Source organism: Streptomyces sp. NPDC056479 (genome assembly GCF_042795335.1).
GTDB lineage: Bacteria > Actinomycetota > Actinomycetes > Streptomycetales > Streptomycetaceae > Streptomyces.
The window spans coordinates 658,240-671,373 of the sequence record NZ_JBHTRZ010000004.1; the positions used below are offsets into that span (position 1 = coordinate 658,240).

Annotated in this window: 12 protein-coding genes; 11 read left to right on the top strand and 1 reads right to left on the bottom strand. The window is 71.1% G+C overall.

Annotated features, from left to right (window positions below; all coding sequences use genetic code 11):
* The 9 genes from ACFQ6S_RS19470 to ACFQ6S_RS19510 are packed head-to-tail and all read left to right on the top strand — an operon-like array spanning position 1 to position 8,468.
* The gene (locus tag ACFQ6S_RS19470; RefSeq protein ID WP_383410825.1) at positions 1–882 is read left to right on the top strand and encodes a carbohydrate ABC transporter permease; all 882 of its coding nucleotides are present in this window, start codon (positions 1–3) and stop codon (positions 880–882) included.
* Complete coding sequence (locus tag ACFQ6S_RS19475) at positions 879–1,709, top strand: carbohydrate ABC transporter permease (protein WP_383410828.1); 831 nt, start codon at positions 879–881, stop codon at positions 1,707–1,709. Before ACFQ6S_RS19470 ends, ACFQ6S_RS19475 begins: the two co-directional genes overlap by 4 nt.
* Positions 1,706–2,791, top strand: a complete 1,086-nt coding sequence (locus tag ACFQ6S_RS19480) for an ABC transporter ATP-binding protein (RefSeq protein ID WP_383410831.1) — start codon at positions 1,706–1,708, stop codon at positions 2,789–2,791. The genes ACFQ6S_RS19475 and ACFQ6S_RS19480 overlap by 4 nt, the downstream gene beginning before the upstream one ends.
* Positions 2,788–3,630: a DeoR/GlpR family DNA-binding transcription regulator gene (locus ACFQ6S_RS19485; RefSeq protein WP_383410834.1), complete on the top strand. Its 843-nt coding sequence runs from the start codon at positions 2,788–2,790 to the stop codon at positions 3,628–3,630. The genes ACFQ6S_RS19480 and ACFQ6S_RS19485 overlap by 4 nt, the downstream gene beginning before the upstream one ends.
* Entirely contained in the window at positions 3,608–4,690 is a 1,083-nt protein-coding gene (locus ACFQ6S_RS19490) for an ABC transporter ATP-binding protein (protein WP_383410837.1), read from the top strand. The genes ACFQ6S_RS19485 and ACFQ6S_RS19490 overlap by 23 nt, the downstream gene beginning before the upstream one ends.
* Complete coding sequence (locus tag ACFQ6S_RS19495) at positions 4,687–5,715, top strand: 2-hydroxyacid dehydrogenase (protein ID WP_383410840.1); 1,029 nt, start codon at positions 4,687–4,689, stop codon at positions 5,713–5,715. Before ACFQ6S_RS19490 ends, ACFQ6S_RS19495 begins: the two co-directional genes overlap by 4 nt.
* A gap of 13 nt (positions 5,716–5,728) precedes the next feature.
* Positions 5,729–7,156 carry an FGGY family carbohydrate kinase gene (locus ACFQ6S_RS19500; RefSeq protein WP_383410843.1) on the top strand — a complete coding sequence of 476 codons (1,428 nt, stop codon included), beginning with the start codon at positions 5,729–5,731 and terminating at the stop codon, positions 7,154–7,156.
* A gap of 26 nt (positions 7,157–7,182) precedes the next feature.
* Positions 7,183–8,238 carry a glycerophosphodiester phosphodiesterase family protein gene (locus ACFQ6S_RS19505; protein ID WP_383410847.1) on the top strand — a complete coding sequence of 352 codons (1,056 nt, stop codon included), beginning with the start codon at positions 7,183–7,185 and terminating at the stop codon, positions 8,236–8,238.
* Entirely contained in the window at positions 8,238–8,468 is a 231-nt protein-coding gene (locus tag ACFQ6S_RS19510) for a hypothetical protein (protein WP_383410850.1), read from the top strand. The genes ACFQ6S_RS19505 and ACFQ6S_RS19510 overlap by 1 nt, the downstream gene beginning before the upstream one ends.
* Before the next feature lie 3 nt (positions 8,469–8,471).
* On the opposite strand, the gene ACFQ6S_RS19515 is transcribed toward ACFQ6S_RS19510, so the two are convergent.
* Complete coding sequence (locus ACFQ6S_RS19515; RefSeq protein WP_383410852.1) at positions 8,472–9,110, bottom strand: DsbA family protein; 639 nt, start codon at positions 9,108–9,110, stop codon at positions 8,472–8,474.
* A 146-nt stretch (positions 9,111–9,256) separates the two neighbouring features.
* On the opposite strand from ACFQ6S_RS19515, the gene pepN reads away from it, so the two are divergent.
* Both pepN and ACFQ6S_RS19525 read left to right on the top strand, forming a co-directional pair.
* Positions 9,257–11,845 carry an aminopeptidase N gene (gene pepN / locus ACFQ6S_RS19520; protein WP_383410854.1) on the top strand — a complete coding sequence of 863 codons (2,589 nt, stop codon included), beginning with the start codon at positions 9,257–9,259 and terminating at the stop codon, positions 11,843–11,845.
* A 209-nt stretch (positions 11,846–12,054) separates the two neighbouring features.
* A complete protein-coding gene (locus ACFQ6S_RS19525) occupies positions 12,055–13,104 on the top strand; it encodes a hypothetical protein (RefSeq protein ID WP_383410857.1) in 1,050 nt (349 codons plus the stop codon).
* Positions 13,105–13,134: the final 30 nt, after the last annotated feature.

Sequence of the window (13,134 nt, forward strand, 5' to 3'; positions counted from 1 at the left end):
ATGGGATGGCGGCTCGCCCTTCGCCCGTACGTCCTGATCGTCCCCGCCCTGCTGCTGACCTGCGGAATCCTCTACCCCTTCGGACTCGGCCTCTACTACACGCTGTTCGACTTCTCGGCGAGCAAGCCGCAGCCGGACATGGTGCGTTTCGAGAACTACGAGACCGTCTTCACTCAGGAGGCCTTCTGGAACTCGGCGTGGGTGACGGTGCTGTACGCGGTGGGGGCGGCCGCCGTGGAGACGGTGCTGGGCGTGACGGTCGCCCTGCTGCTGCACCGGTCGACGCTCCTCGGACGGGTGCTGGAGAAGATCCTCATCCTGCCGCTGATGATCGCGCCGGTGATCGCGGCGATCATCTGGAAGCTGATGCTCCAGCCGTCGGTGGGGGTGGTGAACTACCTGCTCAGACCCTTCGGACTGGGCGGCGTCCAGTGGACGGACACCCCGACGGGCGCGCTGCTGTCGTCCATCGCCGTGGATGTATGGGTGTACACGCCGTTCGTCGCGATCCTGGCGCTGGCCGGGCTGCGTTCGCTGCCCACGTCCCCCTTCGAGGCGGCGGCCGTGGACGGCGCCGGCTGGTGGTACACCTTCCGGCGGCTGACGCTGCCGATGCTGTGGCCGTATGTGCTGGTCGCGGTGATCTTCCGGTTCATGGACTCGCTGAAGGTGTTCGACATCATCTACGCCCTGACCGAGGGCGGGCCGGGCGACTCGACCGTCGTGCTCCAGATCCGGGCCTACCTGGAGGCGATCCGCTTCCAGCGGTACTCGTTCGGCATCAGCTACACGATCGTGCTGTGGGCCGTCGTGTATCTCGCCGCGATGGTGCTGGTGAAGCACCTGGGGAAGATCCAGCGGAAGGCCGCGGAGGTGAAATGACCGTCAAGAAGCGCCTGTTGGGGTGGCTGGCCGACGCCGCCCTCGTCCTCTACTTCGTCTTCGCGCTGTTCCCGATCGCCTGGATGGTGATCCTGTCCCTGAAGCCCACGAACCAGCTCTTCAGCACCTACTTCTCCTTCTCTCCCACCCTCGACGGCTATCGCACGGTCCTCGGCGACAGCGAGGGGATCCCGTTCCTGCGGTTCTTCGTCAACAGCCTGGTGGTGTCGGTGGGAGCGGTCGTGCTGTCGCTCCTGGTCGGGCTGCCGGCCGCGTACGCCTCGGCGCGCTGGCGGTTCAAGGGCTCCGAGAACCTGATGTTCACGCTGCTGTCGTTCCGGTTCGCGCCCGAACTCACCGTGATCATCCCGCTGTTCGTGCTGTACCAGAAGCTCGGTCTGTTCGACACGTACGTCGGCATGGTGTGGGTGCTCCAGCTGGTCACGCTGCCGCTGATCGTGTGGATCATGCGGTCGTACTTCGCCGATCTCACGCCCGAGCTGGAGCAGGCGGCGCTGCTGGACGGCTACACACGCAAGCAGGCGTTCGTGAGGGTGGCTCTCCCGCTGGTCAAGCCGGGGGTCGCGGCCGTGTCCCTGCTCGCCTTCATCTTCGCCTGGAACAACTTCGTCTTCCCGCTGATCCTGACCTCCAACGAGGCCCAGACCGTGACCGTCGGCGCCCTGTCCTTCCTCGGCGGGGACCGGCCCAAGTACAACCTCACGGCCGCCGCCGCGCTCGTCTCCGTCGTACCGCCGCTGCTGCTGGCCCTCACCATCCAGCGGTATCTGGTGCGGGGGCTGTCGTTCGGGGCGGTGAAGTCATGATCCGCCTGAGGGAGATCCGCAAGACGTTCGGCAAGGTCACAGCGCTGGACGGGCTGGAACTGGACGTGTCCGAGGGCGAGTTCTTCTGTCTGCTCGGCCCGTCCGGCGCCGGCAAGACCACGACCCTCAAAACCGTCGCCGGGCTGGAGATGCCCGACGCCGGCACGGTCGAACTCGACGGCAAGGACATGCGCGGCGTCGAGCCCTACGACCGGGGTGTGGCGATGTGCTTCGAGAGCTACGCCCTCTACCCGCACAAGTCGGCCTACGACAACCTCGCCTCGCCGCTCCGCTCCCCACGCCACCGCCTCCCCGCGGCACAGGCCCGGGAGCGGATCGGTGAGATCGCCGAACTCCTCGGCATCTCAGGCCTGTTGGACCGCCCGGTCGGCCGGCTCTCCAACGGCCAGCGCCAGCGCGTCGCCCTCGGCCGTGTGCTGGTCCGCCCGGCCCGCGCCTTCCTCCTCGACGAGCCCCTCTCCCACCTGGACGCCAAACTGCGCCAGCAGATGCGGGCGGAACTGAAGGCGATCGGGGCGGTCCGGCGCACCACCACCCTCTACGTCACCCATGACTCCGTCGAGGCGCTGGCGCTCGGCGACCGGATCGGGGTCATCCGGGACGGACGGCTCGTGCAGACGGGAACACGGGAGGAGATCTGGTACCGGCCCTACGACACCGAGGTCGCGCGGGCCTTCGGACGCCCCCGGATCAACCTGCTGCCGGGGGCCGTCACGGCCGACGGCGGTTTCCGCTCGGCGGACGGCAAGGTCGAGCTGTCGCTCGGCGTCAAGGCCCCCGTCGGGGCGGAGGTGCTGATCGGCGTCCGGCCCCGCGATCTCACCCTCGGCGAGGATCCCGGGCACGAACTCACCGGCACGGTCTATGTCACCGAGGTGCTCGGCCGGTCCGTGGAGGTCACGGTCCGGCTCGGCGAGCAGCATCTGTCCCTGGTCGCCCCGCGCGGCGAGGCGGCCGGGCTTCGGCCCGACGATCCGGTACGACTGTCGGTCCGGCCTGAGAACCTGCTGCTGTTCGAGGCCGACCGGCCGGAGCGTCCAGGACGAAGGATCGCGCGATGAGCAACGCACAGCAGGGCCCCGCCGCCCGTCAGGCCGCCATGGCCGAGCAGGTCCTCGCCGACGGGTCGGCCACGGCCGCCGAGCTGGCCGAGCGGTTCGGGGTGAGCCTGATGACCATCCACCGGGACCTGGACGAGCTCGAACGGCAGGGGATCGTGCGGAAGTTCAGGGGTGGCGTGACCGCGCAGCCCTCCGGGGTCTTCGAGTCCAATGTCCAGTACCGCCTGAAGACGACGCGCGCCGAGAAGGCGGCCCTCGCCGACCACGCGCTGAAGCTGATCGAACCCGGCATGGCGATCATGCTGGACGACTCCACCACCACCCTGGAGATAGCCCGCAGACTGCGGCTCGGTGAGATCACCCCGCTGACGATCGTCACCAACTTCCTGGAGGCGATCAATCTCCTCTCCGACCAGCGCGGCATCCACCTCATGGCCCTGGGCGGCGACTACGACCCGCTGCACTCCTCCTTCCTCGGCGTGTCCTGCGTCGAGGCGATCGAACAGCTGCGGGTGGACGTCTGCTTCGCGTCGACATCGGCCGTGCGCGGGGGTTACGCCTACCACCAGGAGCAGCACATCGTGTCGGTGAAGCGGGCCATGCTCGACGCCGCCGCCCGCAACATCCTGCTGATCGACCACACCAAGCTCGCCCGCGTCGCCCTGCACCGGGTGGTCCCCCTTTCCCGCTTCGACCTGCTCCTCGTGGACGACGGGGCGTCGGCGGAGGCGCTGCGGGACCTGGACGAGCACAAGGTCCGCTACGAGGTCTGCGCGACGAACACCACGGACGGCACGAAGGCGACGAGGGGCGACGATGACCGAGCTGGAGCTACGTGATCTGCGCAAGACCTACCGTGCGCGGGGCCGCCCGTCGGTGGACGCCGTACGCGGTATCGACCTGACCCTGCGCTCCGGCGAGCTGCTGGGCCTCCTCGGCCCCTCGGGCTGCGGCAAGTCCACCACCCTGCGGATGATCGCCGGGCTGGAGACGGTGACCGGCGGGGACATCCTGGTCGGCGGTTCGTCGGTGATCGCGCGACCCGCCCAGCAGCGCAACATCGGGGTGGCGTTCGAGAACTACGCCCTGTATCCGCCGCTGACGGTGGCGGAGAACCTCGCCTTCGGGCTGCGGGCCCGCAAGCGGGCCGACCGGGGTGACGTCGACCGCAAGGTCAAGGAGATCGCCGACCGCGTCGATCTCGCCGCCGTCCTCGACGCCCGCCCCGCGGGCCTGTCCAGCGGCCAGAAGCAGCGGGTGTCCCTGGCCCGCGCCCTGATCCGCGAACCGGACGTCCTGCTCCTGGACGAGCCCCTCTCCCACCTGGACGCCGCCCAGCGCGACACCACGCGCCGCGAACTCAAGCGCATCCAGCGGGACTTGGGACACACCACCATCCTGGTCACCCACGACCAGGAGGAGGCGCTCTCGCTGGCCGACCGGATCGCCGTGATGAAGAACGGTGTGATCCAGCAGCTCGGCACCCCGTACGAGATCTACGACAGCCCCGCCAACCTCTTCGTCGCGGACTTCGTCGGCGAGCCGGCCGTCAACCTGCTCCCCGGCGTGGCGACGGACGACGCCCACGCCCGCCTCTCCGACGCCGTACGGATCGCGCTGCCGGTGCCGGTGGCGGCGGGCCGGGAGGTGGTGGTCGGCATCCGCCCGGAGGACCTGACGCTGACCGGTGAGGGCGACGGCCTCGCCGCCCGGGTGGTGGCCCACGAGCCGCTCCTGGAGTCGGGCATCGCGACCCTCGCCCTCGACGGCGTCGAACGCCCCCTGGTCGTCCTCACCGAACCCGAGGTCCGCCTCGCCCACGACGACCGCGTCCATGTCACCGCCGACCCTGACCTCACCCATGTGTTCGACGCCGAGACGGGAGACTCGCTGCGATGACCAACGGGAACCGTGTGCGCGTGGTGGCCGCCGGCGACCACTTCGTCCTGCCGTCGCTCATCCGGGAGGCGCTCGACCATGAACTCGCCTGCGACATCGGCGAACTGACCCTCGGCTGGCCGCTGGAGCCCTTCGGCCCGGTGGCCGAGGTGACGGAGGCGAGCGACGCCGAGGACGAGCTGATCGAGGCGCTCGCGGGGGCGCAGGTGCTGGTCACCCAGATGGGCCCGGTGACGGAACGCGTCCTCGACGCCTGCCCGGATCTGCGGCTGGTGGTCGTCTGCCGGGGCGGCCCGGTGAACGTCAACCTGGACGCGGCCAAGCGGAACGACGTACGGGTGTGTTTCGCCCCCGGCCGCAACGCCGCCGCCACCGCCGAGTTCACGCTCGGACTGATGCTGGCGGCCCTGCGCCGCATTCCCCATGCCCATGACCTCCTTGCCCGGCAGGGCAGTTGGGAGGGGGCCGCCTACTACACCTACGAGCACAGCGGTCTGGAGCTGGAGGACCTGCCGGTCGGGCTGATCGGCTACGGGGCGGTGGGCAGCAGGGTCGCGCGGGTGCTGTGCGCCTTCGGGGCGCGGGTGATGGTCCACGACCCCTACGTGCAGGGCGAGATCCACGGCCTGCGGGTCGCGTCCCTGGCCGAACTGCTGCGCACGTCGCAGGTGATCACCCTGCACGCCCGCCTCACGGCCGAGACGCGCGGACTGATCGGAGCCCGCGAACTCGCCCTGCTGCCGGAGGGCGCGGTGGTCGTGAACGCGGCGCGGGGGCCGTTGCTGGACGAGGACGCGCTGTGCGACGCCCTGGAGAGCGGGCGCGTGTCGGCGGCGGCCCTCGACACATATGTACGCGAGCCGCTCCCCGCGGACTCGCGCCTGCACACCCTCGCCGACCGCGTGGTCCTGACCCCCCACCTGGGCGGGGCGTCCCGCGCGGTCGCGGAGAAGGCGGCGCGCATCGCCGCCGGGGAAGTGGGCCGCTGGGTGCGCGGGGAGCAGCTGGCGCACTGTCTGACCTGAGCCGGGAGGCGACATGTACGTCGGTATCGATGTCGGCACATCCACCGTGAAGGCCGCCGCCTTCGACGGCTCCGGCCGTGAACTGGCCGTCGCCGCCCGCCCGGTGGGCCTCGCCCTGCACGGCGGGTTCGTGGAGCAGGACATGGAGGAGGTGTACGGGGCGGTCGTCGCCGTCCTCGGTGAGGTCGCCGAACGCGCTCCCGAACCGGTCGAGCTGGCCGGGCTCACCGGGCAGGGCGACGGGGTGTGGCTGGTGGACGCCGAGGGGCTTCCGGTGCGGGCGGCGGCCTCCTGGATGGACGGACGGGCGCACGAACTGGTCGACCGGTGGCTGGCGGACGGCACGTTCGAGACGGTGTTCCGGCGGACCGGGAGCGCGATGTTCCCGGGCTGTCCGGGGCCGCTGCTGGCCTGGCTGGACAGCCATGAGCCCAAGGCGCTGGATGCCGCCAGAGCCTCCCTGTACTGCAAGGACATGGTGTTCCAGCGGCTGACGGGGGCGGGTCCGACGACGGATGTGTCGGACGCTTCGATGCCCTTCCTCGACCCGCGCACACGGACGTACGACAACCGGGTCGTGGAGCTGCTCGGCCTCACCCACCGGCGCGGGCTCCTCGCCCCCGTCACCGACCCGGTCGCCACCGCGCGGACCCGCGGCGAGGGCCTGCCGGCCGGGACGAGGATCGCCAACGGGCCCTACGACCTGCCGGCCTGCGCGCTGGGCGCGGGTGTGACCTCCCCCGGCGACGGGCTGCTCATCGTCGGCACCTGCCTGGCCAGCCTCGTCGCGACCACCGACCTGGACCTGACCGGCGAACCGGCCGGCCTGTACATCAACACAGACCGGCCCGGGCACTGGCTGCGCGCGATGCCGGCGATGGTCGGTACGGCCGCGCTGGACTGGGTGCTGTCCACGACGGGCGTCCGGCACGAGGAGGTCGACGGGCTGCTGTCCGAGACCCCGCCGGGGGCGCACGGAGTGCGGGTGCTGCCGTACTTCGCGCCCTCGGGCGAGCGCGCGCCCTTCGTGGAGCCCCGACTGCGCGCCGAACTGACCGGTGTCTCCCTGGAGTCGACCCGCGCCGATCTGGTCCGGGCGACCTGCGAGGGCATCGGCTACGCCGCCCGGCACTGCCTTCAGGCGGCCGGGCTCACCGGGACGCTGGCCGTGTGCGGTGGCGGTACGCGCAGCCCGGCCTGGATGCGGCTGCTCGCCGACGTCCTCGGGCGCCCGCTCAGGGTCGTCGAGGGCGAGGTGGGCGCGCGGGGGGCCGTGCTGGCGGCGGCGGAGCGGTACGGGGTGGCGCTGGACGCCGAGGCGTGGACGCGGCCGACGGCGGTCGTCGAGCCGGACGAGGCGCGGGCGGCGTACTACGCGAGGGCCTACGAGGACCATCTGGCCCGCCTGACCGAGGCACGCGAGAGGGCACGGCGCACCTGAAGAGCCCTACGAGGAAAGGGAGTTGCATGCACCCGAGACGGAGATCCCTGCTGCTCGCGGCCGCCGGCACCACTGCGGCCGCGGCCGTACCCACACCGGCGACCGCCGACCCCCGCCCTTCGGCGCGGCCGGTCGTCATCGGCCATCGCGGGGCGGCCGGATGGCGCCCCGAACACACGGCGTCCTCCTACACCTACGCCGTGCAGACCGGCGCCGACTGGATCGAACCGGACCTCGTCCCGACGAAGGACCACGTCCTGGTGGTCCGGCACGAGAACGAGATCTCGCAGACGACGAACGTGGCGGCGCACCCGGAGTTCGCGGACCGCCGTACGACGAAGACGGTGGACGGGCGGGCGGTGACCGGCTGGTTCACCGAGGACTTCACGCTGGCGGAGCTGAAGACGCTGCGGGCGGTGGAGCGGCTGCCGCTGGTCCGCAACCGCAACACGGTGTTCGACGGCCGGGACCGGGTCCTCACCTTCCAGGAGGTCGTCGACCTGGCACGCGGGCTGTCGAGGGCGTACGGCCGGACGGTCGCCGTCTTCCCGGAGACCAAGCATCCGACGTACTTCCGCTCCCTGGGCCTGGCCCTGGAGCCGGAGCTGGCGCGGGTGATCCGGCGGAACCGGCTGGACCGGCGCGAGTGTGTCGTGCAGTCCTTCGAGCCGACGAGCCTCAAGCGGATCGCGGCGGAGCGGCTGGGGGTGCCGCTGTGGCAGGCGCTGGGGACCACGGGTGGGCCGTACGACCTGGTCTCGGCCGGTGATCCGACGACGTACGCGGACATGATGACGCCGCCGGGGCTGGCACGGATCGCCCGGTACGCGCAGTGGATCGGGCCGGACAAGTCGTCGGTCCGCGGCACGTCCCTCGTCGCGGACGCGCATGCGGCGGGGCTGCGGGTGGGGCCGTACACCTTCCGTGCGGAGAACCAGTTCCTGCCGGCGGACCTGCGGCGGGGAACCGGAGCGAACGATTTCGGGGACGCGTTCGCGGAGTACGCGCTGTACTACGAGCTGGGGGTCGACGCGGTGGTGACCGACTTCCCGGATCTGGCGGTGCTGGCGAGGAGGGGTTGATGAGGACGTTCAGGCTGTCCTGCCCGACCTGCGGAACCATGCAGGACTTCCGGCCGCTCAACGGCGCGGAGAAGGCGGCGGTCCGCGCGGACAAGGGGGTCCGGTACGTGGACTGGTACTGGCGCTGCACGGCCAAGGGCTGTCTGACGTACTACCGCCACCTCAACATGAGCGACCGCGGCCTCCTCCCCGAGAAGTTCCGCGAGGAGGAGGCGGCCGCTCAGGAGTGACGCCTAGAGGTTGCTGAAGTCCGGCCCCTTCGTCCGCGTCCGCTTGATCTCGTAGAAGCCCGGCACGGAGGCCACGGCGAGGGTGCCGTCCCACAGCCTCGCGGCGTCCTCGCCCTTGGGGGCCGGGGTGACGACCGGGCCGAAGAAGGCGATCTGCTCGCCGTCGGCGCCGGGGACGGCGATGACCGGGGTGCCGACCTCCTGGCCGACCTTGTCGATGCCCTCCTTGTGGGAGGCGCGCAGCTGGGGCTCGTAGGGGGTGTCGTCCCAGTGGTCCATGAGGGAGTCGGGCAGGCCGACCTCCTTCACGGCGGCGGCGACCGCCTCCTTGGTCGGGCCCTCCCCCTGGTTGTGGATGCGGGTGCCGAGCGCGGTGTAGAGGTCGCCGAGGACCTCGGCGCCGTGCTCCTCCTGCGCGGCGATGACGACCCGGACCGGGCCCCACGCCTTGGTCTCCAGCAGCTCGCGGTACTCCTCGGGCAGCTCGTCGAGCTTGTCCTCGTTGAGGACGGCGAGGCTCATCAGATGCCAGCGCACCTCGATGTCGCGGACCTTCTCCACCTCGAGCACCCAGCGCGAGGTCATCCAGGCCCAGGGGCACAGCGGGTCGAACCAGAAGTCGACGGGGGTCTTGTCCGACATGTCTCTCCTCATGAGGCAAGCAGGTCTCAGCTGAACCTCCCGGGGAACACCGCTGCTCGCCCGGCCATTCCCCGGTGCCACGCGGCAGGGGCGCATGGCAGGATCGGGCTGTCCGCATACTGAACACCATCCAGGGAGTGCCACCCGTGCCCGGTGAGAATCTGTCCCGCGACGAGGCCCGGGAGCGGGCCGCCCTGCTGTCCGTCGACGGGTACGACGTGTTCCTCGACGTGCGTTCCGCCCTCGGCGACGAGGACCGGGAAGAGGGGGCGCCGCGCACCTTCCGCTCGGTGACCACGATCCGTTTCCGCTGCGCCGAACCCGGCGCGACGAGCTTCGCGGACCTGATCGCGCCGAGCGTGACGGCCGTCTCCCTCAACGGCAAGGACCTGGACCCGAGCGAGGTCTTCGACGGTTCCCGGATCACCCTGGAGGACCTGGCCGCGGACAACGAGCTCGTCGTCGACGCCCGGTGCGCCTACTCCCGCACGGGTGAGGGCCTGCACCGCTTCGTCGACCCCGAGGACGGCGAGGTCTACCTCTACACGCAGTACGAGCCGGCCGACTCCCGCCGGGTCTTCGCGAACTTCGAGCAGCCGGACCTCAAGGCGCCGTTCCGCTTCGAGGTGCGGGCGCCCGAGGGGTGGACGGTGTGGAGCAACGGGGCCGGTGAACCGGCCGACGGGATCTGGAAGTTCGCGGAGACCAAGCCGATCTCGACGTACATCACCTGTGTCGTGGCGGGCCCGTACCACTACGTCACGGACTCCTACGAGCGCACCCTCGCCGACGGCTCGACGCTGCGGATCCCGCTGGGCGCCATGTGCCGCAAGGGCCTCGCGCCCTACTTCGACGCCGACGACGTCTTCCTGATCACCAAGCAGGGCCTGGACTTCTTCCACGACCACTTCGACTACCCGTACCCCTTCGGGAAGTACGACCAGGCGTTCGTGCCCGAGTACAACCTCGGCGCGATGGAGAACCCGGGGATGGTGACCTTCCGCGAGGAGTACATCTTCCGCGGCAAGGTGACCCGGGCGTCGTACGAGGGCCGGGCCAACGTCATCCTGCACGAGATGGCGCACATGTGGTTCGGCGACCTGGTCACCATGGTGTGGTGGGACGACCTGTGGCTGAAGGAGTCCTTCGCGGACTTCATGGGCACGTTCGCGAACGTCGGCGCGACCCGGTTCAAGGACGCCTGGATCACCTTCGCCAACCGCCGCAAGGCGTGGGCCTACCGGGCCGACCAGCTGCCCTCCACGCACCCGATCACGGCGGACATCCGCGACCTGCAGGACGCCAAGCTCAACTTCGACGGCATCACCTACGCCAAGGGCGCCTCCGTCCTGAAGCAACTGGTGGCGTACGTCGGCCAGGACGCGTTCCTGGAGGGCGCGCGGCGCTACTTCAAGCGGCACGCGTACGGCAACACGCAGCTCGGGGATCTGCTGTCGGTGCTGGAGGAGACCAGCGGCCGGGACATGGGCGCGTGGGCGCGCTCCTGGCTGCAGACGGCGGGCGTGAACTCGCTGACCCCGCAGGTGCTGCTGGACGGCGAGGGCCGGGTGAGCGAGCTGGCGGTCCTCCAGGAGGCGGCCGAGTCGCACCCGGAGCTGCGGCCGCACCGGATCGGCGTCGGGCTGTACCGGCGGGGCGCGGACGGGGCCCTGGAGCGGTACGCGCCGGCCGAGGTGGACGTCGACGGGCCCCGGACGGTCGTGACGGAGCTGGCGGGTGCCGAGGCGCCGGAGCTGGTGCTGGTCAACGACGACGACCTGACGTTCTGCAAGACCCGCTTCGACGAGACGTCGCTGGCGACGCTGCGTACCGCGCTCGGCGACATGACCGACCCGCTGGCGCGTGCCCTGTGCTGGTCGGCGCTGTGGAACATGACGCGGGACGCGCTGCTGCCGGCCCGCGACTTCGTGGGCCTGGTGCTGCGGTTCGCGGGGCGCGAGTCCGACATCGGTGTGCTCCAGATGCTGCACGCGTGGGCGAACTCCTCTCTGGTCCACTACGCGGCACCGCAGTGGCGGCCGCAGGGAAGGCGCCTGGTGGCCGAGGGCGCGCTGCGGGAGCTGCGGGCCGCCGAGCCGGGCAGCGAACAGCAGCTGGCGTGGGCGCGGTTCTTCGCGTCGGCGGCGACCGACGAGCAGGACTTCCAGCTGCTGCGCGGCCTGCTGGAGGGCGCCGAGAAGATCGCGGGACTGGCTGTCGACCAGGAGCTGCGCTGGGCGTTCCTGGAGCCGCTGGCCGCGCACGGGGCGGCCGACGAGTCGGTGCTGGCGGCCGAACTGGCCCGTGACGACACCGCGTCCGGCAAGCGCCACCAGGTCCGCTGCCTCGCCGCCCGGCCGTCCGAGGCGGTGAAGGCGCAGGCGTGGGCGCAGGTGGTGGAGTCGGACGCGCTGTCGAACGCGCTGGTCGAGGCGACGATCGCGGGCTGGGGTCAGCCGTCGCAGCGGGAGCTGCTCGCGCCGTACGCCGACAAGTACTTCGCGGCCATCGAGCGGGTGTGGGCCGAGCGGTCCATCCAGATCGGCATGGACGTGGTCCGTGGCCTGTTCCCGGGGCTCCAGCAGTCGCAGGGCACGCTGGACGCGACGGACGCGTGGCTGGCGGCGCACGCGGACGCGGCTCCGGCGCTGCGGCGGCTGGTGCTGGAGGCGCGGGACGATCTGGCGCGGGGGCTGCGGGGCCAGACGTGTGACGCGACGGCGTCAACCGACTAAGACCTTTGGCCAACGGTCTCCGCCCTGTGTGACCGTTACGGAATTCAGGCAATAGCAGCCGTAACCCCTGGTCCCACCCGATCGGACCAGGGGTTTTCGGTGCCTACTCGGCATCCGAACACCCGTCCTTTAGTGCCATGTTGTCCGTATTTGTCGACGGGCGTGTAACAGCGGTTAGGGGCCGGATCGGGCGCGGGAACCTCCGGGTCATGAACCACAACACCCCGCTCCCCCCGCTGTCCCCCCGCCCCCTGCGTCACCTTTCCGACGTCCGCCGCCGCGTCATGACGACCGCTCAGCTGAAGTCGCACGGCGTCGCACCCGCCGAGATGAGCGAGCAGTGCCGTCCCGGCGGTCCCTGGCAGCAGATCCTCCCCGGCGTCTTCCTGCTCCACCCCGGCCCGCCGACCAGCGAGGAGCGCCTGCACGCGGTGCTCATGTACGCGGCGCGGGACCGCACTTCCGGCGTGCCGTCCCAGCCGACCGCGGACGAGGGTCACGCCGCCCCCGCCTACGCCGAGGGGATGATCACGGGTCTCGCCGCCCTGACGCTGCACGGCTTCTCCGCGACGCCGCCGCTGACCGCCCTGGACACCATCGACGTGCTGGTCCCGCGGATGCGCCGGCTGCGCTCCACGGGCTGCGCCCGCATCCTGCGCTCCGCCGCGCTGCCCACGCCCCAGCAGGTCACCGGCCTCCCGGTGGCCCCGGTCCCGCGCGCCCTGGCCGACGCGGTCGCCGAACTCACGGACGCGAGCGCCGTACGCCGTCTGCTGACCGAGGCCGTACGCGGCGGACACTGCGAACCGGCGTCGGTGGTGCGGGAGTTGAACCAGGCGAAGCTGCTGAGCCGCCCGCACGTGGTGGACGCGGTGGACTCGCTGCTCGCCGAGGGCCGGGCCATCGCGGAGGACCGGCTGTACGCGATGGTCCACGAGTACGGCCTGCCCGACCCGGTCTGGAACGTGGACCTGCGGCTGCCGGGCGGCCCGCACCTCGGCGGCCTGGACGCGTACTGGCCGGAGCAGGCGGTGGCGGTGGAGCTGGACACCCGCGCACCCCGCCAGGACGAGGACGCCCTGTGGTCCGAGTACGCCCGCAAGCGTGAACACCTGGAGCGGCTGGGCATCACGGTCGTGTACGTCACGCCGAAGAAGCTCCGGGACGCGACGGAGCAGCAGGCCGCGGTGGTCCGCACCGCCCTGATGGCGGCGGCGGACCGCGATCCGGCCGCGTATGTCGTGGTGCTGCCGAGGTAGTGACGGACCGCGAAGGCAGCATCAGGAGGG